Raw genomic sequence first — 25,789 nt, 5'->3', positions numbered from 1 at the left:
CATAGGTCCGGTCGCTGGCCTTGAAGCTTGTCTCGATCGCCGTGACGAGCCTGGCGTCGTGGATCTCGCGGGCGCTGGTCGGGCGATTGAGCCAAGCATGGAAGCCCGACCGCGAGACCTCCAGCACGTCGCACAGCTAGCTGACGGGCCAGATGTGGCGATGCCTGGCGATGAAGGCGAACCTCATGTCGCCTCTCGCGCGAAAAAAGCTGCCGCTTTCTTCAGGATGTCACGCTCCGCCCGAAGCCGAGCGACCTCTTTCTTCAGCGCTGCAATCTCGGCCACGTCGGTCCGCATCTGTCCGTTCCCGGGAAAGGCGACGGCAGGCGCAGCTGTCAGCTCCCGCATCCAGCGGCGCAGAACGCTCTCGGCCACATCTAGGTCACGGGCGGGTGCTGGCAGACAAATGCGAACCAGTCTACGCAAGGGCAGAACGACTGCCCCTTATGCCGCGCAGAGACCGCGCCACTCTGTGAGAGCGGCGGTGCGGTTTGCCTTGAAATGGACGCGTGAGGTGAGGCTGCGTTCCTGGTTGAAAAGGTTGTGGACCGAAGCATGGATGGACGCGAATTTCTGCAAACTTCGCATCCGCCGGAAGCGGAGCATCGCCCGCTCCCTTCGTCGAAATGGTTGGTGTGAGTTCTCCACCCTGTTGTTCTGCCAGCGGCCAGTTACTTGGCGCTCAGCCGCTCCGATCTCCCGCAGCGCGGCGCCGTAAGACCGTAGCTTGTCAGTCACCAAGACCTCCGCCCGGCCATGCTTCCTCATGGCTTTCTTGAGGAATTTCAAAGCGGCCTTCTTGTCCCGCGTCTTGGTGACGAAGCTTTCCAGGACTTCGCCCTCATGGTCGACCGCCCGCCAGAGGTAGTGCCGCTCGCCGTTGATCTTTACGAACACCTCATCAAGATGCCAGCGCCAGTGGCTGGTCCGCATACCTTCGATCCGCCGTTTCCTGATCTCAGACGCGAACAGCGGACCAAATCGATGCCACCAAAATCGAACCGTCTCGTGGCTGATGTCGACACCGCGTTCGTGCAGCAGATCTTCGACGTTGCGCAGCGATAGCGGGAAGCGAATATACATCATCACGGCCAGCCGGATGACCTCCGGGCTGGTCTTAAAGTATCGGAAAGGCGAGCGCTGGGTCATGGACGGAAGCTAGCCAGCGCCCTACCCCGCCTCAAGCCAAGTTTGTTTGACAGTGCCCCCCTGACCGCTCCGGCCGGCCGGATAAGGCCACGCAGGTCTCCGCTGCACGCAGAGCCAGCCGCTCGCGGAACAAGGCTTGGGGTAGGTCTGCGCAGCCCACCACCAGATGCAGCTGACCAAGCGCCGCTCCCGATATGAATGCAACATCTTCAAGGGTTTCGGCGCGCCCCATGGTGATCCAGGACGGCATCCTGACTATGCTGACGGCATCGCTGTTTTGGGTGGCGCGGGCAAATTTCATGCCGCAATCCTAACCCGTGACGGCGCTTTCATATACAAAATAGCAAACTAACCGCCCCAGCTTGTGTTCGGATATAATGTCCAATAAGTTTGCCTTATCGGTGATACATAGATATCCTCAGTGCCATGTCAGAAAACCACGAGAAATCGAGCTTGGAGCCGCCAATCGGGGAATCGGACGCACAGGACGACCGCGGAGATCGGACTGAGGACGAAACGATCGCCCTCCCCTCCTTCGTCGCCGGCTCCGGCACGCTCGACCGGCTGGTGGACACCGCCCGCGACTATGCGCGCGCGGCGGCCTCGGAGAACACGCTCAAGGCCTACGCGAAGGACTGGGCGCATTTTGCGCGCTGGTGCCGGATGAAGGGCGCGGAGCCCCTGCCCCCCTCGCCCGAGATGATCGGGCTTTACCTCGCGGACCTGGCCTCTGGGTCGGGCCCCTCCCCTGCCCTCGCGGTATCGACCATCGAGCGCCGCCTCTCGGGCCTTGCCTGGAACTACGCGCAGCGCGGCTTTACCCTGGACCGGAGCAACCGCCACATCGCCTCGGTGCTCGCCGGGATCAAGCGCAGGCACGCGCGTCCGCCGGTGCAGAAGGCGGCGATCCTGGCCGAGGATATTCTCGCGATGGTGGCCACCCTGCCTTTTGACCTGCGCGGGCTGCGAGATCGGGCAATCCTGCTGCTGGGCTATGCCGGAGGCCTGCGCCGCTCGGAGATTGTGAGCCTCGACGCCGGAAAGGACGACACGCCCGACAGCGGCGGCTGGGTGGAAATCATGGAGAAAGGCGCCCTCCTGACCCTCAATGCCAAGACCGGCTGGCGCGAGGTTGAGATCGGCCGCGGCTCGTCGGAGCAGAGCTGCCCGGTTCATGCGTTGGAACAATGGCTGCACTTCGCGAAGATCGACTTCGGCCCCATCTTCGTCGGCACCTCGCGCGACGGCAAGCATGCGCTGGAGACACGGCTGAACGACAAGCATGTCGCGCGGCTGGTCAAGCGAACGGTCCTCGACGCCGGCATCCGCGCCGACCTGCCCGAGAAGGAGCGACTGGCGCTGTTCTCCGGTCACTCCCTGCGCGCCGGTCTTGCCAGTTCGGCCGAGGTGGACGAGCGCTATGTGCAGAAGCATCTCGGCCATGCCTCGGCCGAGATGACCCGACGCTACCAGCGCCGCCGCGACCGGTTCCGCGTGAACCTGACCAGGGCCGCCGGCCTCTGACCCCCTGCCCTAGTCGAGCTGGTCCAGCATCAGCTTCACCGCCTGTTCCAGCCGCCGCCGGTCGATCGTGGTGAAGTCCCGGCCAAGGCGGATTTCGAGCTTGCCCGCCGCCGCGATGCATTTGCCCCGCCCCTCGCGCCGATCGAACTGGAACGAGGTGCGCGCCCCGCCCGTCGCCTTGCGCGGCGGCGTCGGCAGAGGTGCAGGCTTGCCCGCAGGCGGGTCCATCAGGTCATCGACCGGGGTGCCGGCATAGCGCCGCAGCAGCGCCAGTTCGTCCTGCACCGAGCGGTTGGTGAAGGCCTTCAGCTCCTTGGCGATCATCGGCACCAGCCCTTCGACCTCTTCCATCCGGGCTACCAGCGCCATGCCGAGCGCGCGCGGGATATCGGGTGCGAATTGCAGGTGCTTGCCCAGCCGGCTCACCAGCTTGATGAAGCTGCGGATATAGCTGCGCTTCTGGTAGCCCGCCGAGCGGAACAGCAGCGCCACGGCCTTGTCGGGGTCGTTTTCCTGCGTCAGCGGATCGGCGGCGTAATCGAGTGCAAGCTGCGCCATCTCGGCAAAGGAGATGTCCTTCCGCACCAGGTTCTCGTCCACCATCTTGCGGTAGAGCGAGTCGACGCTGTCGCCCGACGGGTTGATCGCTGCGGGAATGGTTGCGTAAAGCGCCTCGCCGGTTTCCTCGTGCAGCGCGCGATAGGCCATCATCCGGCGATAGCCCTGGATCAGCTCGAACTTGCCATCGGGCCGCGCCTCGACGCGGATCGGGTTCGACAGGCCGATTTCGCGAATCGAGGTCTTGAGGGTGTCGAGTTCGCCGTCGGGCCCCTTGGCGCGGTCACGCACCAGCATGTGGGTCTCGATCGCGTCGAGCGGCACCAGGTCGACGACCAGCCCCAGCCGGATCAGCCGCGCGTGTTCATGCGCCAGGGCGTCGTTCTCGGCGCGGATGCTGGCCTCGAGCGACTGGCGCTCGCGCGTCGATTCGGCGGTTTCGGCTATGGCCACCGCCATCGGACCGCGCCGGTTCGAGCGGTCTTCGACCTTCCCCGCGGGGAAGGTTTCGGGCTGGGCGCCCGTCTCCTCGGGCATGTCGATGTCAAACATCCGGCGTTTCTTGCTCACGGCCATGTCCTCATATCTTGTCCCATGCGGCAGTCACACTGCTTCGAAACTCGTCATAGGCCCGGTCGAAACTGGCCCGCGCGCGGCGCCAGGTCTCGCGGGTCATCTCGCGGTAGTCGATCTCGTAGACCGACGACAGGAAGCGCCCGGACTGCTCGACTGCGCGGGTCATCTCGACCGGGTGCTCGGCGACATGTTCACCAAAAACCTTGCGGAAGGCTTCGAACATCGCGCGGTGCAGGTCGTTGCCCGGCTCGTATCGCGTCATCAGGAAGCGGATGTCGGTGAAGGCCTTGGTCAGCGATTCCTTCCCCGCGGGGAAGGTCGAGGCGAAGCGGTCGAGGTCTTCCAGCGCCTCGGCCAGCTGGCCGATGAAGGAGGTGGTGGAGTCATATTCCCAGTAGCCGGGACCGGAGGGGATATAGAGCATGTCGGCGGCAAAGACCGCGTTCATCGACTGGTAACCGATCGCCGGGGGGCAGTCGAAGAGGATCAGGTCGTAGTCGTCATCGCCCAGCCCGTCGAGATAGCGCGAGACGGCGGCGAAGAAGGACCAGTCGGGGTTGAGGTGCCGATACTGGGCCGAGGCGAATTCGACGAAGGCGGCGTTGGCGCAGGAGGGAATGATATCGACCGTCGACCAGGCCGTCGGCTTGATGAAGTCCGAGTGGCGCAGCCGGTCGAGACCGAGGTCACGGATCGAAGCCGGGATGCGGCGCTGGGGCAGGGCGGTGCCGCTGACGGCACCGGTGGCGGCCTCGTTCATGCGGTCGGTCTCGCGCATCAGGTCGCGGGCCATGATGCCCCAGACGGTGAAGTCCTCGACCACGTCGGTCAGGCCCATCGAGTGGCTGAGCGTCGCCTGCGGGTCGAAGTCGACCACCAGTACGCGGTAGCCGTCAAGCGCGGCGGCATGAGCAAGGTGCAACGCCACGGTGGTCTTGCCGGCGCCGCCCTTGAAGTTGGCCACCGCGGCGCGGAAGGCGCGCTTGCCGGCGGGGCGGGGGGGCATCAGCGACTTGCGGTTGATCTTCATCCGCCGGCGCAACTCGTTGATCTCGTCGAGCGAGAACCAGCGCTGGCGGCCGTCGGGCTCCACCTCGCCGCCGGGAAGGTCCGGCTCGGCGGCGAGGCGGCCGCGGAAGGTCGACTGGTTGATGCGGAAGACCAGCTCGGACACCTCCCAGGACGAGAAGCGTCGCAGGGTCTTGGTGTTCTCCGGGCTGAAGGTCTGTTGCCTGATCCAGCTCTGCATCTTCAGCGACTGGGCCTGAAGACGGGCAAGGTCGACGTGGGTGTACATGGGGCCTCGTGTCAAAACGTAAATTCTGCTCTGATCCTGAATTACGCCGAATTTGCCATGAAAGCAAAACAGAAGTTATACTGAATGCGATATTCCCCGCGGGGAAGGTTTTCCTTTGATTTCCGGGGCGGGGCGGCGAATCGGACAGCTCGGCCAGGTTGCGGCAAGACGCCCTCACCGGGCGAAATATTGGGGGACAGGACAAGGCCTCCCGCAACCGATTGGGGGACATTCCGGCCCGAATAGGGGACAGACAGGATGTCCCCCTTCACCAATGAACCTGAAGTTTCACTTCTGGTTTCGCGGTCTGAAACTGGCCTTTGGCACCAAAGGCTTGACAGAATCGAACGATCGGACGCAAATGGCTTCACGGTGGCGAAAAGCGTTGGGAACACCACGCAGGCCATCCAAGGCAGACAGAACAAACTGCCACCAGAGGCACGGCGCTCCGCCCCAGGCGGGAGAGGAACAGGAGACCACGATGCAGATGCCCCGTGCGGTCGGGCGTGAAGCCGCATCGCGCAAGTATGACATTCTCTCGGCATTGATGGCCTTTGCCCTGGGCGAGGACAAGACCGTGCAGCGCCAGGTGCTGCGCGCCATGGTGCTGGTGACCACGCGATACAACTGGCAGCGCGACGAACTGTCGATGGGCCAGGCCGAGATCGCGCGGCTGTGGGCGGTCGACGAACGCACGGTGAAACGCGAGATGGCACGGCTTCGAGCGCAGGGGTGGCTGGTGCTCAAGCGGCAGGGCGCGCGGGGCAGGGTGAGCGTCTACGGGATCGATTTCGACCGGATGCTGGATGACACCCGCCCGGCCTGGGAACGTATCGGCGAGGATTTCATCGCGCGGATGAATCCGGCGGGTGCCCAGGCCGAGCCGAGCAACGTCATCCCGCTGCACAAGGTGCCGCAGCCGTCCGGGGGCGGATCGGCCTGGGCCACGGCGCAGCAGATCCTGCATGGCGAGAACGCGGCGCTTTACGGCTCGTGGCTGCATATGCTGACCGAGGCGGAAATCACCGATGGCCGGCTCGTCCTCATCGCCCCGACCAAGTTCCACGCCACCTATGTGAACACGCATCTCAAGGACCGCCTGCGCCGCGTTCTGCGCATGGTCGACCCGGCGCTGGCCGATGTGGTCGTGCAGGTCTGAGCGGTGAAATGGTCCGTGAGTGGTTCTCAATTCCGGAGAGGGCAATAGAGTGGCCCGGCAAACCCTTTACCAGGACAGCGTGGCACCGGGCCGCGCCTGAATAGAAAGAATATCCAGATGCGTGATGCAGTCATTTGCGAACCCCTCCGAACCGCCGTTGGCGGATATGGCGGATCTTTGAAGGACCTGCCGGCGGCGGACCTCGCCGCGACCGTCATCAAGGAACTGGTCAAGCGCACCGGCATCCGGAGCGAGGACATCGACGACGTGATCTTCGGCCAGTGCTATCCCAACGGCGAGGCCCCGGCGATCGGGCGGGTCGCGGTGTTGGACGCGGGGTTCGATATCTCGGTGCCGGGCATCCAGATCGACCGGCGCTGCGGATCGGGGCTGCAGGCGGTGATCAACGCCTCGATGTATGTGCAGACCGGGGCGGCAGACCTTGTCATCGCTGGCGGCGCCGAGTCGATGAGCCAGGCGGAGTATTACGTCAACGGCGCGCGCTGGGGTCTGCGGGGGCGGCCGGAGGAGTTCCATTGCCGCATCGGGCGCGGCCGCGTCACCTCGGGCGGCAAGAACTACCCGGTGCCGGGCGGGATGCTGGAGACGGCCGAGAACCTGCGCCGCGATTTCGGCATTACCCGCGCGGAGCAGGATGAATTCGCGGTCTGGTCGCACGCCAAGGCTTCGGCGGCGACACGGGCCGGCAAGTTCCGCGACGAGATGGTGCCGGTGGTGATGAAGACCCGCAAGGGCGAGGTCGTCTTCGACACCGACGAGCACATCCGACACGACGCCACGGTCGAGAGCCTGGCGGGCCTGCGCCCGGTGATGGGCAAGACCGACGCGGATGCGACGGTCACGGCGGGCAATGCCTCGGGCCAGAACGACGCTGCGGCGGCCTGTATCGTCACCACGATGGAGAAAGCCGAGAAGCTGGGCCTCAAGCCGTTCGCGCGCCTGAAGAGCTGGGGCCTGGCGGGGGTCGGACCCGAGCGCATGGGCATCGGCCCCGTTCCCTCGGTGGAGCGCGCGTTGAGCCGGGCCGGCCTGACGCTGGACGACATGGACCTGATCGAGTTGAACGAGGCCTTTGCCGCTCAGGTGATCGCCTGCCTGCGGTCCTGGAAGGTGGCCAACAACGACGCGCGGTTGAACGTCAACGGCTCGGGCATCTCGCTGGGCCACCCGGTCGGCGCGACCGGGGTGCGGATCCTCGCCAACCTGCTGCGAGAGATGGAGCGCCGCGAGGTGCGTTACGGCATCGAAACCATGTGCATCGGCGGTGGGCAGGGTCTGGCGGCGGTGTTCGAGCGGGTTGCCTGACGGCCTCAGGCCGGCGTTGTGAAGGCCTGCGCGCTGTCGTAATCGGCGGCCAGCCGCAGTTCGCGCAGCGGCTTCACCCGGCGGATGGACTCGGCATAGAGCTCATGCGCCTTGTAGGCCGCCAGCGCCGCGTCGTCGGCGAATTCGCCGTAGACCACGATATCGACTTCCTTGCTCGCGGGATCGGACTTGCGGTTGAGCGCGATTTCGAGCCGCTGGGCCTGCGGGATCTGGGTAAGCAGGCGGAGACCGTCGCGAATGGCGGGCAGGTTCTTGTCCTGGGCGGCGGTGAAGAAGACGAAGTGACGTATCATGGGACGACCGTATTTCTGGGTATTCCGGACTGCGTCGGGGCGGGCCCGTCGCTGGGCCGTTGTGCAGGTCCGGGCGGCGAGGTCAACCTTGCGTAGGGGGGGCAGGCCGGTGACACTTCTGGAAATGCGGGGGGAAAGGTGCTAGGAACCCGGACCCTTGAGCGACCGATAAAGCCGGAGTGACGCGCGACGTGCCCACCGACACGGACAGATTGAGCGCGCTGCCGCGGCCGCAACCGCGCAAGAAGAAGCTCAGCCGCGAGGAGAAGGCGCAGCTTACCCTGCGCAACCTGCTGGAGGCGGCGGCGGCCATCGTCGGCGAGCACGGCTATGCGGCGACCACCATCGCCAACGTGACCCGCGAGGCGGGCGTGGCGCATGGGACGTTCTACAACTACTTCGAGGACCGCCAGGCGCTGTTCGACGTGCTGCTGCCCTATGTCGGCGAGCGCATGACCGATTACATCACCGCAAGCCTGGCCGGCGTCGGCGGCGGGCTGGAGCGCGAGGTTGCCCGGTTCCGCGCCTATTGCGGATACCTGCGGGTGAATCCCGGTTTCTACCGCATCCTCTACGAGGCCGAGGTCTTTGCGCCCAAGGCTTTCGACGCGCATATCGAACGGCTGACCGAGGGCTATGTCCGCGCCTTCCGGCGGGCGATTGCAGCTGGGGACTGCTACGAGATGGGAGACGAGGAGCTGCGGGCAATTGCCGGCATCCTCCTTGGCGCCCGGGCCTATGTGGCGATGCAGTTCAAGGACACCGGCGTCATCCCCGAGACCGCGATTGCGGCCTATGAGAGCCTGATGAAACAGGGTCTGTTCAAGGCGAAATAGGCGGTTCCGGGTCAGGACCCCGCGCCGCAGATCGCGAAGAGCGCGCCGCGCGAAGAGATGCCGAGCTTGGCATAGGCCCGCGCGCGGTAGGTGACCACGCTGGAGGGCGCGATGTCGAGGTCGGCGGCGATTTGTTCCGCCTTGCGGCCCGACAGGATGCCGAGGCAGACCGCGCGTTCGCGCTCGGACAGCACCGCGAGCGGGGCGGGCAGGGCGTTTTCGGCCGGGGTCTCGAAATGCAGCAGGGCGAGGCGGGCGAGGAGCGACAGCAGTGGTTCGGGCAGGGTGGCGTCCTCGTCGCGCTCGGCCCAGTAGAGGTTGACGATCAGCCGAAGCCGCTGGCCCGCCACGATCACCGCCGTCTTGCCGCCGAGGCCGGGGTCTCCGAAGAAGCGGGCGCGGTAATCGGCGCTCATCGCCTCCGAGGAAGCGCCCTGCGCGACGATCCCGGTCTTGCCGGGCTCTGCCGCCATCACCCGGGGGTAGAGCGGGTCCTGCCGGTACCAGCCCTCCAGGTAGTCGCGGGCCAGCCGCGTTCCCAGCGCCTTGGCGCGGAAGTTGCGGGACAGCAGGCAGTTGGCGTGGTCGGCGGCATAGCTGAAGATCATCACCTGCGCCGCGCCGGTGGCGGCGACGAGGTCGATGAAGGCCAGCGCCCAGCCGTCGCTGCCGCTGAGGGCGAGACAGGCGTCGATCTGCGCGAGCAGGGCAGGGGAGGACAGGGTTTCGGGCGTGTCCGTCATTTTGGAGGACATACCCCTGCGGCCGCCTGCTGTATAGCGGGGCAAACGGAACGGAGGAGACCATGCGCCCAGATGGACGCGGCGAGCTCGACTCGCTTTATTTCGACTATCCGCACTTCGCGCCGCCGGAACGGCCTGCGCAGGAGGCCCGCGCGCCGGTGGTGATCGTCGGTGCCGGCCCGGTCGGCATGGTCGCGGCGCTGACGCTGGCCCGGCACGGGGTGCGCTCGGTCGTGCTGGAGCAGAAGGAGACCTTCAACGACGGCAGCCGGGCGATCTGCGTGTCGCGGTCGAGCTATCACATCCTCGAACGGCTTGGCGCGGTGGGGCCATTTCTGAAGAAGGCCCTGGGGTGGACCAGGGGGCGCAGTTTCTATCGCGGGCAGCAGATCCTCGAGTTCGACATGCCGGACGGGCCGGAACAGAAATACCGGCCGATGTATAATCTCCAGCAGCAGTATATCGAGGCGTTCCTGTTCGAGGCGGTGGCGGCCTCGGACCTGATCGAGGTTCGCTGGCAGAGCGAGGTGACGGAGCTACGCGACCTGGTGGAGGGGGTGGCCCTGACGGTGCGCGATCCCAACGGCAGCTATGTCATTGAAACGGACTGGCTGCTCGCCGCCGACGGGGCGCGCAGCGCGATCCGGCGGATGCGCGGGTTGCGGCTGAAGGGCGAGAACTACGAGGGGCGTTACGTCATCGCCGACGTCCGGATGGTGCATGACTATCCCACAATCCGCCGCGCGCTGTTCGACCCGGCCTGCCGGCCCGGCGGAACGGTGCTGATCCACCGCCAGCCCGATGACATCTGGCGCATCGACTACCAGCTGGCCGAGGGTGAGGACGCCACTGAGGCCGCGAGCGAGGCCAGCGTGCGGTCCTCGGTGGCCGCCGTGCTGGAGGAGATCGGCCATGCCGGCGACTGGGACCTGGAGTGGTGGAGCGTCTATTCGGCCAATACGCTGCTGCTCGACGACTACCGCGACGGGCGGATTTTCTTCATCGGTGACTCGGCGCATATCGTGCCGATTTTCGGGGTGCGGGGCCTGAACAATGGCATTGCCGACGGGTTCAACATCGGCTGGAAACTGGCCTGGGTGCTGACCAGACGCGCCGGGGCAGGGTTGCTCGACAGCTATTCGCACGAGCGGCGTGGCGCGACGTTGGATGTCTTTGCCAATGCGACCAAGAGCACGCGTTTCATGACCCCGCCGAGCCACGGCTGGCGGTTGACGCGCGATGCGGCGCTGTCGCTGGCGCTGACGCGGCCCTCGGCGGGACAACTGGCCAACCCGCGCCAGATGACGCCCTATACCTATGCCGACAGCCCGGCGACGCTGCGCGACAGCGCCGGGATGACCGCTGGCCCGGTGCCCGGCGCGATGCTGGCCGAGGTGGCGCTGGGGGAGGGGTTCCTCTCGGACCGGCTGTGGGAGGGGTTCACCCTGTTGGTCTTCGGCGAAAGCGGTGATCTGCCCGAGCGGGCGGATCTAACGGTGGTGCAACTGCCAGCCACGGGCGCGGTGGCGCAGGCCTATGGCGCGGGGGAGGGCACCGGCTATCTGATCCGGCCCGATCTGCATGTCGCGGTGCGTTGGCCGGTGGTTTCGGCCGAAAAGGTCGACGCCACCCTCGATACACTGCTGGCGCGCAAGGGAGGCAGGGCATGACGCAGGACGATCTGGAACAGGTCTACGAGGCGCTGGCGGTGGCGCTGGATGACTGCGCGGCCGAAGAGCGCGAGCTTTATCTCGCCAAGCTTGCCCTGGCGCTGTGCGACACCATCGGCGCAGCGGCGCCGTGCCTGGCCATAATAGATGAATGCCGCACCGGGCTGGCGCGGCATTCGCGAGGCTGATGCGGCGGGCGGAGTTCACTCCGCCCGGCCCGGATCACTCGGTGAAGGGCGTTGTGTCATAGCCCATCGCGGCCAGCGCCTTGACCGCTTCGGGGTGCCATGGAACCGGCGGGGCGGCATTGGCGACGAAGTCCTTCGTCGTGCCGTCCACAACCGGGTGCACCTCATGCGCGCGGGGCAGGTTCGACAGGAACTTGGTCACGATTTCCGAGACCAGGGCATCGGGCATCTCGGCCTTGGCCATGATCCAGATCGGCACGCCGAAGGTCTGCACCGCGCCGTCCTGCTGCGGGTAGGTGCCCGCCGGGATGGTCACCGGGACAACTGCGCCGGTGGGGTTCATGCCGATCACCGATTTCAGCGTCTCCGGCGTGATCGAGATCCAGCGCACATCGCGGCTGGCGGCCAGGTCCTGCAGTGCCGGTGCGCCGCCGCCCATCACTGTGGTGAGCGCGTCGAGGTTGCCGTCGCGCAGGCCGGCGACCTGTTCGGTCAAGCTGTTCGGGCGGCCGTCGTAGTCGCCGTCATTGACGTTCTCGGCCTTCAGCACCTGGCGGACGTAGGTATTGGCCGAGGAGCCCGGCTCGCCCAGGCCGATGCGCTTGCCCTTGAGATCGCCCGGCGACTTGCTGTCGCTTTCGGCGGGCACGATCATCTGCACCAGCGAGGCATAGATCGGCATGATGGCGCGCAGGTCCTCGAACTTGCTCGGGTATTTGCCCTCGCCGCGATACGAGCTGTAGGCCTGCCCGCCGGTGTGCAGGATCAGCTGCGCCTCGTCGTTGCGCAGGAGGCGGTCGTTCTCGATCACGCCGGCGCTGGGGAAGGGGGTGATCTTGAGCGCCTCGCTGCCTTCGTTCACCACGGTGGCGACCGCGACGGCATACATGTAGCCGGTGCCGCCGCTGGCCGAGGTGGCAAAGCCCAGTTCCTGCAGGTCTGCCGCCATCGCCGCGGCGCTGGTCAGGGTGGCCGCGGCAAGGCCCATCAGCCCCGCGCGCAAAGTCGTCTTCGTCTTGAGAGAAACCATTTTCACCTCCTGTTGGTCTCTTGTCGGTATCAATGTCCGGTGGGCTCGCGGGCCGGCATGGCCGCCGTCTTGGAGCCGCGGAATTCGCCCACCGCGATGGCCGCCGCGATCAGAAGCGCGCCGGCGATGTCGGTCAGGTGGTCGGGGGCAAAGGCCATCAGCGCGCCGACCAGGAACATGGCGCGGCGCACCAGGCCCAGCGGTCCGCGGAAATAGCCGACGGTCGCAGCCGAAAGGCCGACCACGGCCAGGGCCGAGTTCACCAGCGGGATCAGCAGGCCGACGATATCGCCCTGGAACAGCAGCCCGGGCTGGAACACGAAGATATAGGGCATCAGGAAGGCCGGCAGGGCGATCCGCAGCGAGGTGAACGAGGTCTGTAGCGGCGAGGCCCCGGCGATCCCGGCGGCGGTGAACGACCCCAGCGCCACCGGCGGTGTGATCGCCGAGAGCGTGCCGAAGTAGAACACGAACATATGCGCCGCGATCGGCGGCACGCCGAGCCGCACCATCACCGGCGCGATGATCAGCGCGAGGATGATGTAGCAGGCCACCGTCGGCAGGCCCATGCCCAGGATGATCGAACTGGCCATGGTCAACACCAGCAGCAGCAGGAGCGAGTTCTTGGCGGCCGCCGTCATGATGGTGGTGAGGTTCAGGCCCAGGCCCGTCACCTCGACGACGCCGACGATGATACCGGCCACCGCCACCGCCACGGCGATCGGGGCGACCCCGGTCATGCCGTCGACAATCGCATTGATAAGACCGCGCGGACCCATGCGGTGCCTGGGGTTGAACATGTTCATCACCAGCAGCACCGCGAGGCTCACGATTGCGGCATAGCGCGGCGAATATTGCATCAGCACCATGCCGAAGAGCACCGCCAGCGGCACCAGCAGGAAGACCGAGTCACGCATCAGCTGGCCGGTCTGATCCTTGTCGAGATCGTCGAGGCCGCGCAGCTTCAGCTTGGCGGCTTCGAGATCGACCACCAGGAAGAGGTTGGCGTAGTAGATCAGCGCCGGGAAGACGGCGGCGAGGATGATGGTGCCGTAGCCGACCTGCAGCATGTCGGCCATAATGAAGACCGCAGCGCCCATCACCGGGGGCATGATCTGGCTCCCCGACGAGGCGACCGCCTCGACCGCGCCGGCGAAATGCGGGGTATAGCCTACGCGTTTCATCATCGGGATGGTGAAGGTGCCGCTGGCCGCCACGTTGGCGACGGCCGAGCCCGAGACGCTGCCCAGCAGGCCCGAGCCGACCACGGCGATCTTCGCCGGACCGCCGCGCATCCGGCCGACCAACAGCTGGGAGAGTCGCACGAAGGTGTCCGATGCGCCGGTGGCGGCGAGGAAGGAGGAGAAGACGAGGAAGTAGAGCACCACGTCGGCCACCGCACCCAGCGGCACGCCGAGCACGCCCTTGGTGGTGAGGTAGTTCCCGGCCATCAACGAGCTCCAGCTCAGGCCGCGATGCGACAGGATGTCGGGCATCGAGCGGCCGAAGAGGGCGTAGAGGATGAAGGCCACGGCAATCAGCGGCAGGGCGGCGCCGAAAGCGAAGTAGGTGGCGATCAGCAGGGCGACCACCATGATAGAGGCGAGGATCACCTCCCTCTGGCCGTAGAAGCCGGCGCTTTCGGCGATGTTCTCGAAGTCGATGACGATGAAGCCGGCGGTTAAGGCGCTGGCGACCACGCCGGTGACGACCACCAGCATCAGCAGCGCCCGGCGCGCGCCGGTGGCGGCGCTGCGGTCGGCCAGGCCGAGGAAGACCAGGCTCATCGTGGTGCCGAGCAGGACCGAACGCTGGATCAGCGCGGGGAAGGTGCCATACCACGCCGTGTAGAAGTAGAAGGCTGCGGTGGCGAGCGAGATCGCCACGATCAGGGCACGCACCACGACGCGGGTGGCGTCGTTCTGGGGCGGGTAAGCGTCGGTCAAGGTTTCCTCCTCCCTTCGGCGTGCGGGGGTTCGCCCCGCTGCCTCAATTCTCTATCGAGAATTGTATTTCCAAGTTCACCCGGCGGCAGCCTCGCTGTCAACCGGGCATTGGCTTGTGGCAGCCTGCGGTTCCGGTGGGGCCCGGCGGTGCAGCGACAGCGCGTCCAGCGCGACGAAGCCTCCGTCCTTCGAAAGCGCCAGCGGGTTGATCTCGATCTCTTCGATGCTCTCGTCGGCGGCAAAGGCGTCGCCCAGCCGCGAGAGTTCGCGGGCCAGTGCGGCGATGTCGCCCGAAGGCCCGCCCCGGAAGCCGGTGAACAGCGGCGCGCTGGCGAGGCCGCGGATCATCGCCTCGACCGCATCGGGCGACATCGGCAGATAGGCCATGGCGCGGTCGGGTCGCAGCTCGACCTCGACACCGCCGCGCCCGATCAGCAGCAGCGGGCCGAAGACCGGATCGCGGCGGAAGCCGACGATCAGCTCCTGCGCCACGGGTGTCATCTCCTGCAGCAGGATGCCGTCGAGCCGCAGGTTCCCGGCCCTGGCGATGGCCAGCATGTCGGCTACCGCCCCGGCGACCTCCTCGGGCGACGACAGGCCAAGCCGCACGCCGCCGTGCTCGCTCTTGTGCAGCATGTCGGGGCTTTGCAGCTTGACCGCCAGCGGGGCGGACAGGTCGGCCAGCGCGGCGCGCGCCTCGTCCGGGGTCTGCACCAGCTTCTGGGTCGGAAAGCGCAGCGCGCAATGGGTGCGCACGAAATCCTGCGCGCGCACTTCGGAGCGGGGTTCGCAGCTCTCGGGCGAGGGCAGGGGCGGCGGCCAGGCGATGCCCTCGAGCGCCCCGGCGCGGCCCTGCCCGGCCATCAGGTCGCGGGCGCGGGCCATGGCGGAGACGGCCTGCGGGATGTCGGGATAGACCGGCAGCCCGTTGCGCTCCAGCTCGGCCACCACCTCGGGGCGCGCGCCGATCCAGACCACGACCACCTGCTTGCCCGCCTTGGCGAAGGCGCGGACCAGGCTCTGCGACAGGTCGGCCGAGATCGAGCCCATCAGCCCGATGAACAGCACGAAGCTGTCATGGTCCGGCGCGGTGCCAAGCGCGTCGAGCACCCGCCCGAAGATCGAGCTGTCGCCCGCCACGCCGCCGGTCACGTCCAGCGGGTTGTTGGCCGAGACATAGTCGGGCAGGGCCGCGTCGATCCGGGCGCGGGTGGCCTCGTCGAAGGGCGGCACGCGAAAGCCCGCCTCGTCTAGTTCGTCGGCCAGCAGCACCCCGGCGCCGCCCGAAACGCTGATCACCCCGACATTGCTCCCGGTGGGCGCGGGCTGCATCAGCACCAGCCGTGCGACGTCGCCCATTTCCAGCAGCGAGTTCACCCGAAGAATGCCGATCTGTTCGAATAGAGCCTGATATCGCGCGTCCTCGCCGGCCAGAGCGCCGGTATGCGACGCCGCCGCCGCCGCGCCGGTCTGCGACCGCCCGGCCTTGATCAGCAAGATCGGCTTGCCCGCGGCGATGGCCGCCCGGGCGGCCTCGCGGAAGGCCGGGCCGTCCTTGATATCCTCGATATAGCAGCCGATCACCCGGGTCGCCGGATCATGCGCCAGGTGATGGATGGCGTCGGCCACCGTCACCCCGGCCTCGTTCCCGGTGGCAATCCAGGTGGAGACGCCGATGCCCCGCTGGAACACCATGTCGAGCCAATAGGCCCCCAGCGCACCGCTTTGCGAGACGAAGGCAAAGCCGCCCTCGATCAGCTCGTGTTCCTCCATCGCGGTGGTGAAGGAGGCGACCACCCGGTTGCGGATGTCAATGGCGCCAAGGCAGTTTGGGCCCAGCAGCAGCACCCCCGCCGCCTCGCACATCTCGCGCAGGCGTGACTGGATCGCGGCGCCTTCGGCGGAAAGCTCGGCAAAGCCCGAGGAGAAGACCACGAAGGATTTCACCCCCGCGGCGATGCCCTCGCGAATGGTCTCCTCGACCATGGCTGCCGGGGCGGCGATGATGGCGAGATCGACCGGCTGGCCGATGGCCGAGAGGCTGGGATAGGCGGGCAGACCCTGGATCTCGGTCGCCTTGGGGTTCACCGGGTAGATGGTGCCGCGATAGCCCTGCTTCTGCATGTAGGCGATCGGGCGGCCGCCCAGCTTCATCGGGTTCGACGAGGCGCCGACCACCGCGATCGAGGCGGGGTTGAACAGGACGTCGAGCGGTTTGAAAGCGGTCACAGTCGTGCGCTCCCCTTGATGACGGCCACACCGGCTTGGTTCTCGACCCAGACGTCGAAACCGCCCTTGTCGTCGGGCGCATGACAGGCGCGCAGGTGGTCGCCAATGCGGACCGGCTGGGTGAAACGGATCTCGAGGCTGGCCTTGCCGCTGCGCTCGGCGCCGAATTCGCGTCGCAGCATCTGCCAGATCAGCGCCAGCGACATGGTGCCATGGGCGATGACGCCTTTCATCGGCGTGCTTGCGGCAAAGTCGGGGTCGACATGGATCGGGTTGAAATCGTCGGTGATCGCGGCATAGGCGCGGATCGCCTCGGCGGTCACCACCAGGTCGGCGGGGCGGGTGTCGGTCAGGCTGCCCATATCATCCTCATGCGTCCGTTGAAGAGGTGCTGCCCCTCGGCATCCCGGCTCTCGGTGGCCAGGTCGATCCAGCGGCGGCCGTTGCGCAGCTCCTTGCCGGTGCAGGTCACGGTGGTGGTGACGGTCTCGCCCAGCCGGGGCAGGCGGGTCACCTCGAAGCTCTGGCTGGCATGTACGTTCCCAGGTGGGCGCGGCGCGACCAGTTCCATATAGGCCTTCATCACCAGAACCGCCGTCATTCCCTCGGGCATCTCGGGCGCACAGGCGGAATCGCCCGGATAGAGTCTGGTCCAGTTCGACCAGAGCCGGTCATCCAGCGTGACCGGCACCGATCCGAAGCTGCGCCCGGGTTCGAAATCCTCAAAGGTGATCATGCGGTGATCCTCCGGGCCTGGGGCATCTGGAAACCGGCCTCGCCGCGCGGCTCGAAGGTGATCTCCACCTCTTCGCCGATCTGCACCTCGTCGGGACCGGGGCCGATGATGTTGAGCATCAGTCGCACGCCGCCGGCGACGTCGATCAGGGCCAGAACATAGGGCGTGGAGTTGCGGAAGGCTGCCGTCGGGCCGCGATGCACGACCGAGAAGCTGGCGACGGTGCCGCGCAGGGCGCTGTCGCGCCACTCCAGCGCCGGCGATTGGCAGTTGCCGCAGCAGCCGCGCGGCACGGCCTGAACGGTGCCGCAGGCGGCGCAGTGCTGCACTACCAGCCGGCCTTGCTGCGCCGCGTCCCAATAGGGGCGGCTGTCGGCATTGGGGGTGGGAAGGGGCAGGGCCATGATGTTCACTCCTGTCCCAGCACGAGGCTGCAATGCGCCGAGAGGATGCCGCCGTCGCCATGGACAAAGGCCAGTCCGGCCCCGGCCACCTGCCGCGCGTCGGCTTCGCCGCGCAGCTGGTGCGCGGCCTCGACGATGTGGAAGGCGCCGCCCGCAGCACCGGAATGGCCATAGCTCATCAACCCGCCGTGGGTGTTCACCGGCAGCCGCCCGCCCAGCGAGATATCGCCCGCCAGCGCCGCCTTCCCGGCCTCGCCCTTCTCGAAGAAACCGATCGATTCCAGTTCGGTCAGCAGGGTGATGGTGAAGCTGTCGTAGATTTCGGCCACGTCGATCTCGGCCGCCGTCACGCCCGCCTGATCAAAGGCCATGGCCGAGGAGGTCTTGCAGCCGAAGTCGGTCAGCGAGGGGGCGGCCATGATGTGTTCGTGGGTGTGGCCCTGGCCCGAGCCGAGCACGCGCACCGGCTTGCGGGTGTCGCGGGCGGCATCGGCCGCGCTGACGATCACCGCCGCGCCGCCATCCGAGATCAGGCAGCAGTCGAGCAGCCGCAGCGGCGAGGCGATGACCCGGCTGTTGGCGACATCGGCGAGGCTCAGCGGATCGCGTTTGTAGGCCTTGGGATGCAGCGCCGCATGGGCGCGGGCGGCAACCGAAATCGCCGACAGCTCGTCGCGGCTGATGCCGTATTGGTGCAGGTAGGCCTGCGCCACCAGCGCATAGGCGGCGGGCACCGACATGCCATAGGGCTGTTCGAACTCGGGGTGGCCGACGCTGGCCAGCGCCGCCACCGCGCCGTCGCGGGTCATGCCGGTCAGGCGGTTGTCGCCGGTGACGCACAGAACGTGCCGGCAGGCGCCCGATTCCACCAAGGCCACCGCGTTGGCGAGCATGATACAGGCCGTCGCCCCGCCGGCCTGGATCGCGGTGTTGAAGCTGGGGCGAAGGCCGTAATATTCGCAGAAGACCGAGCTGAGCATCAGGTGCGGCATCGTCATCGAATAGCCGCAAAGCACGCCGTCGATATCGGCAGCGGTCAGCCCGGCATCCTTCAGCGCGGCGGTCGTCGCCTCGGCGTGCAGGCCCATGGCGGTCGACCCGGGCAATTCGCCCATCGCGGTATCGGCAACGCCGGTGATCCGCGCGGTATGTTGTTTGCGGGTGGTCACGCGGGCTTGTCCTTCGTCATGCGGTCCCAGTCGAAGGCCAGCGGCTGCTTGTTCAGGAACCGCTGCACCGCCTGCTTGTGGTAGTCCGAGGCAAGGCAGAGCGCCTGGGCCATGGCCTCCATGTCGGCCAGACCGCGCTGATCGCTGTGTAGAGCCTGATTCAGGATGGTCTTGGACATGCCCGTCGCCAGCCGCGAGGCCTCGTCGAAGCGGCGGGCAAAGGCCAGCGCGGCCTCGGCCAGCGCCTCGGGCTGGTGGATCTCCAGCACGATGCCCAGGTCGCGCGCCTCTTCGGCACCCAGCGAACGGGCGGTCATCACCAGCTCTTTCGCGCGGGCAAGGCCGACGATGCGCGGCAACAGGAAGAAGCCGCCAAGATCGGGCACCAGGCCGATGCGTCCGAAGACCGCGCAGAACCGCGCGCGGGGCGTAGCGAGCACGAAATCCGCCGCCAGCGCCAGGTTGAAGCCCGCGCCATAGGCCGGCCCGTCGACCGCCGCGATCACCGGCAGTTCCAGGTTGCTGAGCTCGGTGAACCAGGTGTGCAGCAGGGCGATGCGTTCGCGGTTCAGCTCGACCGGGCGTTCCTCTTCGGTCAGCGACTTGAGGTCGCCACCGGCGCAGAAGGCGCCGCCGCTGCCGGTGAGGATCAGCGAGCGCAGGTCGCGGTCGGCCCGGATGCGCGACAGCAGCGCGGCGATCTCTTCGCGCATGGCAAGGTCGAGCGCGTTGCGCACGTCGGGACGCGTGAAGGTGATGACGCCGGTGCGCCCCTTCACTTCGTAGGTCAGCGTCTGGAAGGTCTCGGCCATGTCTCCCCCTTCTGGCCAGTCATTCCCGATAGAGAAGACTATTTGATATGAAGAATTATTGCATCAAAAAATGACTTGTCAATCATATTTCGGAGGCGGTGCGGTTCGTGCGGAATTTTTCCCATGTATTCCGTTGCCTTCGCCCGGATGTGCCGGACCGCGCGGGCGGACCCTCGCCGCTGTCGAGGCGAGGGTCGCAGAGGTTCAGAGGTCGAGCGCGCGGGCGATCAGGTTGCGCTGCACTTCCGAGGTGCCTTCGCCGATGACGTAGACCAGCGCGTCACGGTGGATGCGGCCGACCGAGTAGTCGCGCATGATGCCCGCGCCGCCGTGGATGCGGATCGCCTGTTCGGAGCAGCGCATCGCGGTTTCCGAGGCGACCAGCTTGACCTTGGCGGCCATGGCGTTGGTCAGCTTGCCCTGATCGACCAGCCAGGCGCCGTGGTAGACCAGCCAGCGCGCGGCCTCGATCTCGGCGTCCATGTCGGCGATCTTGTGCGCGATGGCCTGATACTGGCCGATCCGCTTGCCAGCGACCTCGCGGTCGCGGGCATAGGCGATGGAGGCGTCCCGCGCCGCACGGGCCATGCCAAGCGCGTTGGCCGCCACGCCGACCCGGTTCTCGGACAGCGAGTCGAGGATGATCGGATAGGTGCCGGTCTGATGGCCGAGCAGCGCCTCGTCGGGCACTTCCAGCCCGTCGATGTGGATCAGCCCGGTTTCCGAGGCGCGGATGCCTTCCTTCTGCAACTTGTGGATCACCACGGCGGGGTTGGGCAAGTCGATGATGAACAGGCTGATGGCATGGGGCTTGAGCTCGGGCGAGGTGCGCGCGGCCAGCAGCATGAAATCGGCAATCGGCGAGTTGGTGATATAGGTCTTGGCCCCCGAGATCCGCCAGCCGCCGTCAATCTTCTCGGCCTTGGTGCTGAGCGCGCGGATGTTCGACCCACCGCGCGGCTCGGACAGGCCGAAGGCGCTGATCTTGGTGCCGTCGAAGGCGCCGGGCAGGTATTTTGCCTTCTGCTCGGGCGTGCCGGCCTTCCAGATCGGCCAGATGCCGAGGTGGGTGTGCGCCGACCAGGACGAGGCGAAGGCCTGGCTGGCATAGCTCAACTCCTCGCGCACGATGCAGTCGGAAATCTTGTCCATGCCCGAGCCGCCGTCCTCGACCGGATAGCGCACGCTCAGCAGGCCGAGCTCGCCCCATTTGCGGAACATCTCGCGCGGGAAGCTCTCTTCGTCGTCATGCTTGCGGGCGATCGGCGCGATCTCGTCGGCGGCGAAGCGCGCGACCATGTCGCGGACCTGTTCCTGTTCCTCGGTAAAGCTGAAGTCCATCCCTAAGTCTTTCCTTTGTAGAATAGTATTTCCAATAAAGAATATCCCCTGCGGCCCGGACATGGCAAGGACGGATTGACCTTGCCATGCGGGCCTTCGCGCTCAGCTTTCCGGGAAGATTCCCATTTTCTTGGCGATCACCTGCAGCATCACCTCGTTGGCGCCGCCGCCGACGGCGGTCTGCCGTGCCTCGCGGTAGACCCGAGTGATGAAGTTGTCGTTCATGAAGCCCTGGCCGCCCCAGAACTGGGTCAACTCGACCGGGACCTCCATCGACAGGCGGCCGATCATGTATTTCGCCATCGAGGCCAGCTTGGTCACGTCCTCGCCCGCGAGATGCGCTTCGAGCGCGCGGTAGAGCAGGGAGCGCACCGCCTCGACCTGGGTCTGCATCTCGGCCAGCTTGAAGTAGATGTACTGGTTGTCGAGCAGCGGTTTGCCGAAGGCCTTGCGCTGGCGCAGGTAGTCGATGGTTTCGGCTATCGCGATGTCGAGGAAGCGCCAGGAGCGGGCCACGACGAACAGCCGTTCCTCCTGGAACTGCTGCATCTGGTAGAGGAACCCGCGCCCCTCCTCGCCGATGCGGTTGGCCTGCGGGATGCGCACGTCATCGAAGAACAGCAGCGCGGTGTCGGACGAGCGGTAGCCGACCTTGTCGAGCTTCTTGCCGACCGAAATGCCGGGCGTGTCGAGCGGCAGCACGATCAGCGACTTGTTCTTGTGGGGGGCGTTCTCGGTGCCGGTATTGGCCAGCAGGCAGATCCAGTTGCCCTGCACGCCGTTGGTGATCCACATCTTGGAGCCGTTGATCACATAGTCGCCGCCATCCTTGCGGGCGGTGGTCTTGAGGCTGGCCACGTCTGAACCGGCCCCGGCCTCGCTGACGCCGATGCAGCCGACGAGGTCGCCGGCGATGGTGGGTGCCAGGAACTCGGCCTTGAGCCGGTCGCTGCCGTGTTTGGCGAGCGCGGGGGTGCACATGTTGGTCTGCACCCCGATGGCCGAACAGATGCCCATGGTGCGGATGCCGCCCAGTTCCTCGGCGAAGGCGATCTCGTAGGAGAGGTCCAGCGCCATGCCGCCGTATTCCTCGGGCTTGCCGATGCCGAGCAGGCCGGCGTTGCCAAAGGCCTTCATGACCTGGCGGGCGGGGAAGATGCCTTCCTCCTCCCATTGGTCGACGAAGGGGTTCACGTGGGTTTCGACCACCGCGCGGGTGGTGCGGCGCAGGGCGTCGTGTTCTTCGGTCCAGATCATGCCGCGCCCTCCGCGCGCGGGCGGCGGCGCACGATCAGATGTGCCTCGCCGATCTGCGAGACCCGGCCGTCGGGCGCGGTGATGCGGATTTCCAGCACCACGGTGCCCTGCTTGCCGCCGGCGGTTCGCTCGATCACCGTGGCGTCGGCGCGCAGGACCTCGCCGACGAAGGCCGGCGAGAGGAACCGCCAGGGGCCGAGCTGGCCCATGGCCACCAGGCATTCGCCCAGCAGGTTGCCGACCGAGGCCATCGCCTGCGCCACCGGGTGCGGCCCGTGGGCGATGGCGCGGCCAAAGCGGTTGTCGGTGCTGGTGTTGATCGGGTGATAGGCGTCGAACAGTTCGGAATGCCGGGAAATCCGGTCGGCGCTGCAATCGATGTCGGGGAGCGCCAGCACCGTGCCGGGCGCCAGCGTCTCGTACCAATGGGTGATTTGCGAATCCATGGGGTCCTCCTTCGCGAGGAGGAGTATCTATGATGATTTATGAATCACAAGTCATAATTAACCATGTTGCCGCGCATTTCGCGCGAGGCCGAGCAGATCCTGGCAGAGCGCGTCCAGTTTCTCGTCGTCGATCTGTTCCGAGATCCCGATGGCGCTGATCGCGAGGAGGGGGCGGTTGTTCGCGTCGGGGATGCCCACCGCCGCCGTGGTGATCCCGCGCGAGAAGTTGCCGCGGTCGATGGCATAGCCGGTCTCGTGCACCTTTTGAACTTCCTGGTACCATTCCTCGAAGTCGATGGGCCGGGCGAGGCGGATCTTGCGGAAGCGGCGCTCCATCTTCGCCTTTTCCAGGCCGCTCTGCGCGGCGAAGCAGCGGCCCAGCGAGCCGACGAACATCGGTAGGCGCTGTCCGATCCGCATCGAGATCTGCACCGTCGTGGTCGAAGGTTCGGCCCGGTCGACCAGCAGCACGCGGTCTTCCTCGACCACCTGCCAGAGGTTCATGGCGACTTCGAATTTCTGCGCGATGCGTTCGAGTTCGGGGTGCAGCACGCGGATGTGGTTTTCGCGGTCCAGCGCGCCCTGCGCCAGGGAGACGACGCCCATGGAGAGCGAATAGCTCTTGGTCGCCTGGTCGAAATTGGCGAGGCCTTCGTGCACCAGCGTCTTGAGCAGGTTGAAACAGGTCGACGGGTTCAGGTTCAGGTCGCGCGCCACCTGGGTGACGCCGACGCCGCTGCGCGACTTCTGCAGATACCGCAGCACCGCGAGGCCACTGATCAGGGCGCCCACGAGCTTTTCTTGCGGAGCGTCGGACATGAAATCTCCATTCGGAATGATTATTCTCAACAGAGAATAATTTACTGTCTGGAGGATTGTAAACTATCGATTTTCGCGCTGCGGGGTATCAGCGGAACAGGCCCTTGCGGATCAGGTTGGCATAGGCCTCGACGGCGCTGTCGGGGATGTCGCCGCTCGTCTTGTAGAGCATCGCCACATAGGCGCGCGCGCCGAGCAGGATGGCGACGGTCGCATCGAGCTCGTCGTCGGACATGGCGCGCAGGTCGCCCGCCGCCATCGCGCGTTTCAGCGAGCGGACGTAGCCGTCGCTCAGCCGGCGGATATGTTCGTCATGCGCCTTGGGGGCAAAGACCTCGGCCTCGTAGAGCACGCGGTAGAAGCCGGGGTTTTCCCGCAGGTATGTGCAATAGGAACGGAACCGGGCGACCTCGCGGTCCAGCCCCTGGCCGACGCCGGTGAGGTCGGCGGTGATCCGGTCGGTCATCTGCAGGCCGACGAAGGGCAGCAGCACGTCGAACAGGGCCTGCCGGTCGGCGAAGTAGTTGTAGAAGGTGCCATGCGCCACGCCTGCCGCCTCGGCCACCTTGGCGATGGTCGTCGCGGCATAGCCGCTTTCCCCGACGATCGCGGCGGCCGCGTGCATCAGGTTGCGGTAGGTCTGCTGCGCCTTCTCCTCGCGGTTGGGCCTGGTCCTGCGGGCAGGGCGGTCGAACGGCAGCGGGGCTGCCTTGTCGGTGGGTCTTGCGGTTCGGCGCGGCAAGGCGGACCCCGGCGCTCAGCCGTCGGAGAGAACCTGTTCGCGCAGCACGCGCTTCAGGATCTTTCCGGAGGGGTTGCGGGGCAGTTCCGACACGATGCGAAGGGCCTTGGGGCATTTGAACCCGGCCAGGTGGGTGCGGCAGAAACCGGTCAGGCGGTCGAGGTCCAGCTGCGCGCCGGGCGCGAGCACCACCACCGCCAGCGGCACCTCGCCCCATTTCTCGTCGGGTTTGGCGACGACGGCGACATCGGCCACCTCGGGCATCAGGTGGATGACTCGTTCGAGCTCGGAAGAGGCGATGTTCTCGCCGCCCGAGATGATCATGTCCTTCTTGCGGTCGGTCAGGAAAAGGAAGCCATCGGCGTCCAGGTACCCCACGTCGCCCGAGCGCAGGAAGCCGTCGTCATGCATCGCCGCAGCCGTGCGCTCGGGGTCTTTCCAATAGCCGGAAGTCACCTTCGGTCCGCGCATACAGATCTCGCCCGCCTCGCCGGGCGGCAGGGCGGTGCCGGCGTCGTCGCGGATTTCCAGCTCGACCATGCTCACTGACCGGCCGACCGAGCCGATCTTCTCGATCTCGCGCCCGGCTTCCATCATCGTGTCGCCCGAGACGGTTTCGGTCATGCCGTAGGCGTCGATGTACCGCGCCCTCGGGAAGACAGAACCGAAGTCGCGGATGCGGCTTTCGGGCGTGCGGTCGCCGCCTGCGATGCACCATTCCAGCGAGGAGAGGTCTGGCAGGCCCGCCCTGTCGAGCGCGAGAATGCCGCTGGTCATCACCGGGGCGAGCCAGATGCCGGTGATGCCTTCGGCGGCCACCGTCTCGACCACGCGGGCCGGGTCATAGTCGCGCAGCACCACCAACGTGCCGCCGGCGGCATGAACCGCGAGCCCCGGCAGGTCGCAGGCGCCGACGTGATAGAGCGGGCCCACCATGCAGAGCCGGTCACGCGCGCTCAGCTGGAGGGACATGATCATGTCCATGTTCTTGTAGTGGAAGTTGTCGTGGCTGTGGGTCACGCCCTTGGGCCGGTCGGTGGTGCCCGAGGTATACATCAGCCGGAACAGGTCGCTGCCCGCGCGCGGATGCGGGCGCGGGACGGCCGGGCCCCGGATAGCGGTTCGCAGATCGACCTGCGCGGCCGTGTCCAGCAGGATGACCGGCGGCGTCAACCCTTCGACCGAAGTGGCAAACTCGGTGTCGGCGATGATGAGGTCGGCCCCGGCGTGGTTGGTGATATATCCGACCTCCTCGCCCGACAGGCGGAAGTTCACCGGCAGCGAGACCGCGCCGACATGCGAGATGGCGTAGAGCAGTTCGACGAAGGCGGCCGAGTTCTTCATCACCAGCGCCACGATGCTGTCCGGTCCGATGCCGCGCGCGCGCAGCCCGGCGGCGATCTCCTGCACACGCTCGTGCAGCGCGCGCCAGCTCAGCCGCGTGTCGTCATAGACCAGTGCCTCGGCCTCGGGACGGACGCGGGCGTGATAGATCAGCTGCGCGGTCAGGTTCTGCAT

26 protein-coding genes and 1 pseudogene are annotated in these 25,789 nt (G+C 66.6%); 6 read left to right on the top strand and 21 right to left on the bottom strand.

Features of this window, described 5'->3' with window-relative positions; genetic code table 11:
- The 3 genes and pseudogenes from IE266_RS26970 to IE266_RS20410 form a co-directional block, all read right to left on the bottom strand.
- Positions 1 to 393: pseudogene (locus IE266_RS26970) on the bottom strand (IS3 family transposase); the annotation flags it as partial.
- Between the two features lie 51 nt (positions 394 to 444).
- Positions 445 to 1,149 (bottom strand): IS6 family transposase, encoded by a 705-nt coding sequence (locus IE266_RS20415; protein WP_189681973.1) that lies wholly within the window; start codon positions 1,147 to 1,149, stop codon positions 445 to 447.
- A gap of 31 nt (positions 1,150 to 1,180) precedes the next feature.
- Positions 1,181 to 1,450, bottom strand: a complete 270-nt coding sequence (locus IE266_RS20410) for a DUF1403 family protein (protein WP_189681972.1) — start codon at positions 1,448 to 1,450, stop codon at positions 1,181 to 1,183.
- A 125-nt stretch (positions 1,451 to 1,575) separates the two neighbouring features.
- On the opposite strand from IE266_RS20410, the gene IE266_RS20405 reads away from it, so the two are divergent.
- Positions 1,576 to 2,673, top strand: a complete 1,098-nt coding sequence (locus tag IE266_RS20405) for a tyrosine-type recombinase/integrase (protein ID WP_189681971.1) — start codon at positions 1,576 to 1,578, stop codon at positions 2,671 to 2,673.
- 9 nt (positions 2,674 to 2,682) lie between these two features.
- Here the strand turns inward: IE266_RS20405 and IE266_RS20400 are convergent, their stop codons facing one another.
- Both IE266_RS20400 and IE266_RS20395 read right to left on the bottom strand, forming a co-directional pair.
- Positions 2,683 to 3,801, bottom strand: a complete 1,119-nt coding sequence (locus tag IE266_RS20400; protein WP_189681970.1) for a ParB/RepB/Spo0J family partition protein — start codon at positions 3,799 to 3,801, stop codon at positions 2,683 to 2,685.
- A 10-nt stretch (positions 3,802 to 3,811) separates the two neighbouring features.
- Positions 3,812 to 5,104 (bottom strand): AAA family ATPase, encoded by a 1,293-nt coding sequence (locus IE266_RS20395; protein WP_189681969.1) that lies wholly within the window; start codon positions 5,102 to 5,104, stop codon positions 3,812 to 3,814.
- 481 nt (positions 5,105 to 5,585) lie between these two features.
- On the opposite strand from IE266_RS20395, the gene IE266_RS20390 reads away from it, so the two are divergent.
- Positions 5,586 to 6,263, top strand: a complete 678-nt coding sequence (locus IE266_RS20390; protein ID WP_189681968.1) for a DnaA N-terminal domain-containing protein — start codon at positions 5,586 to 5,588, stop codon at positions 6,261 to 6,263.
- A 117-nt stretch (positions 6,264 to 6,380) separates the two neighbouring features.
- Positions 6,381 to 7,589: an acetyl-CoA C-acetyltransferase gene (locus tag IE266_RS20385; protein WP_189681967.1), complete on the top strand. Its 1,209-nt coding sequence runs from the start codon at positions 6,381 to 6,383 to the stop codon at positions 7,587 to 7,589.
- Positions 7,590 to 7,594: 5 nt separating this feature from the next.
- Here the strand turns inward: IE266_RS20385 and IE266_RS20380 are convergent, their stop codons facing one another.
- Positions 7,595 to 7,903, bottom strand: coding sequence for a Dabb family protein (locus IE266_RS20380; protein ID WP_189681966.1), 309 nt, complete (start codon positions 7,901 to 7,903; stop codon positions 7,595 to 7,597).
- A gap of 191 nt (positions 7,904 to 8,094) precedes the next feature.
- On the opposite strand from IE266_RS20380, the gene IE266_RS20375 reads away from it, so the two are divergent.
- Positions 8,095 to 8,739, top strand: a complete 645-nt coding sequence (locus IE266_RS20375) for a TetR/AcrR family transcriptional regulator (protein ID WP_229864339.1) — start codon at positions 8,095 to 8,097, stop codon at positions 8,737 to 8,739.
- Positions 8,740 to 8,750: 11 nt separating this feature from the next.
- Here the strand turns inward: IE266_RS20375 and IE266_RS20370 are convergent, their stop codons facing one another.
- Positions 8,751 to 9,482 carry a helix-turn-helix transcriptional regulator gene (locus IE266_RS20370; RefSeq protein WP_189681965.1) on the bottom strand — a complete coding sequence of 244 codons (732 nt, stop codon included), beginning with the start codon at positions 9,480 to 9,482 and terminating at the stop codon, positions 8,751 to 8,753.
- Between the two features lie 62 nt (positions 9,483 to 9,544).
- Here IE266_RS20370 and IE266_RS20365 point away from each other — a divergent pair, with 62 nt between their 5' ends.
- Both IE266_RS20365 and IE266_RS20360 read left to right on the top strand, forming a co-directional pair.
- Positions 9,545 to 11,152 carry an FAD-dependent monooxygenase gene (locus IE266_RS20365; protein WP_189681964.1) on the top strand — a complete coding sequence of 536 codons (1,608 nt, stop codon included), beginning with the start codon at positions 9,545 to 9,547 and terminating at the stop codon, positions 11,150 to 11,152.
- Entirely contained in the window at positions 11,149 to 11,340 is a 192-nt protein-coding gene (locus IE266_RS20360) for a hypothetical protein (RefSeq protein WP_088665146.1), read from the top strand. Before IE266_RS20365 ends, IE266_RS20360 begins: the two co-directional genes overlap by 4 nt.
- A 34-nt stretch (positions 11,341 to 11,374) precedes the next feature.
- On the opposite strand, the gene IE266_RS20355 is transcribed toward IE266_RS20360, so the two are convergent.
- The 14 genes from IE266_RS20355 to IE266_RS20290 form a co-directional block, all read right to left on the bottom strand.
- Entirely contained in the window at positions 11,375 to 12,370 is a 996-nt protein-coding gene (locus tag IE266_RS20355; protein WP_189681963.1) for a TAXI family TRAP transporter solute-binding subunit, read from the bottom strand.
- Positions 12,371 to 12,399: 29 nt separating this feature from the next.
- A complete protein-coding gene (locus tag IE266_RS20350; RefSeq protein ID WP_189681962.1) occupies positions 12,400 to 14,316 on the bottom strand; it encodes a TRAP transporter permease in 1,917 nt (638 codons plus the stop codon).
- A 75-nt stretch (positions 14,317 to 14,391) separates the two neighbouring features.
- Positions 14,392 to 16,545: an acetate--CoA ligase family protein gene (locus tag IE266_RS20345; protein ID WP_189681961.1), complete on the bottom strand. Its 2,154-nt coding sequence runs from the start codon at positions 16,543 to 16,545 to the stop codon at positions 14,392 to 14,394.
- Positions 16,542 to 16,907, bottom strand: a complete 366-nt coding sequence (locus IE266_RS20340) for a MaoC family dehydratase (RefSeq protein ID WP_189681960.1) — start codon at positions 16,905 to 16,907, stop codon at positions 16,542 to 16,544. Before IE266_RS20340 ends, IE266_RS20345 begins: the two co-directional genes overlap by 4 nt.
- Complete coding sequence (locus tag IE266_RS20335; RefSeq protein WP_189681959.1) at positions 16,895 to 17,281, bottom strand: hypothetical protein; 387 nt, start codon at positions 17,279 to 17,281, stop codon at positions 16,895 to 16,897. Before IE266_RS20335 ends, IE266_RS20340 begins: the two co-directional genes overlap by 13 nt.
- Positions 17,278 to 17,685 (bottom strand): Zn-ribbon domain-containing OB-fold protein, encoded by a 408-nt coding sequence (locus IE266_RS20330; protein WP_189681958.1) that lies wholly within the window; start codon positions 17,683 to 17,685, stop codon positions 17,278 to 17,280. The genes IE266_RS20335 and IE266_RS20330 overlap by 4 nt, the downstream gene beginning before the upstream one ends.
- 5 nt (positions 17,686 to 17,690) lie before the next feature.
- A complete protein-coding gene (locus IE266_RS20325) occupies positions 17,691 to 18,854 on the bottom strand; it encodes a thiolase family protein (protein ID WP_229864337.1) in 1,164 nt (387 codons plus the stop codon).
- The gene (locus IE266_RS20320) at positions 18,851 to 19,666 is read right to left on the bottom strand and encodes an enoyl-CoA hydratase/isomerase family protein (protein WP_189681957.1); all 816 of its coding nucleotides are present in this window, start codon (positions 19,664 to 19,666) and stop codon (positions 18,851 to 18,853) included. Before IE266_RS20320 ends, IE266_RS20325 begins: the two co-directional genes overlap by 4 nt.
- A 204-nt stretch (positions 19,667 to 19,870) precedes the next feature.
- Positions 19,871 to 21,007, bottom strand: coding sequence for an acyl-CoA dehydrogenase family protein (locus IE266_RS20315; RefSeq protein WP_189681956.1), 1,137 nt, complete (start codon positions 21,005 to 21,007; stop codon positions 19,871 to 19,873).
- A gap of 102 nt (positions 21,008 to 21,109) precedes the next feature.
- Positions 21,110 to 22,264, bottom strand: a complete 1,155-nt coding sequence (locus IE266_RS20310) for an acyl-CoA dehydrogenase family protein (protein WP_189681955.1) — start codon at positions 22,262 to 22,264, stop codon at positions 21,110 to 21,112.
- Entirely contained in the window at positions 22,261 to 22,710 is a 450-nt protein-coding gene (locus IE266_RS20305; RefSeq protein WP_189681954.1) for a MaoC family dehydratase, read from the bottom strand. The genes IE266_RS20310 and IE266_RS20305 overlap by 4 nt, the downstream gene beginning before the upstream one ends.
- 57 nt (positions 22,711 to 22,767) lie before the next feature.
- Positions 22,768 to 23,529, bottom strand: a complete 762-nt coding sequence (locus IE266_RS20300) for an IclR family transcriptional regulator (protein ID WP_189681953.1) — start codon at positions 23,527 to 23,529, stop codon at positions 22,768 to 22,770.
- 88 nt (positions 23,530 to 23,617) lie between these two features.
- Positions 23,618 to 24,271, bottom strand: coding sequence for a TetR/AcrR family transcriptional regulator (locus tag IE266_RS20295; protein ID WP_229864335.1), 654 nt, complete (start codon positions 24,269 to 24,271; stop codon positions 23,618 to 23,620).
- A 15-nt stretch (positions 24,272 to 24,286) separates the two neighbouring features.
- Entirely contained in the window at positions 24,287 to 25,789 is a 1,503-nt protein-coding gene (locus tag IE266_RS20290; RefSeq protein ID WP_189681952.1) for an AMP-binding protein, read from the bottom strand.

Source organism: Seohaeicola zhoushanensis, assembly GCF_014656415.1.
Classification (GTDB): domain Bacteria; phylum Pseudomonadota; class Alphaproteobacteria; order Rhodobacterales; family Rhodobacteraceae; genus Seohaeicola_A; species Seohaeicola_A zhoushanensis.
This window is presented reverse-complemented; position numbering and strand designations above follow the sequence as displayed.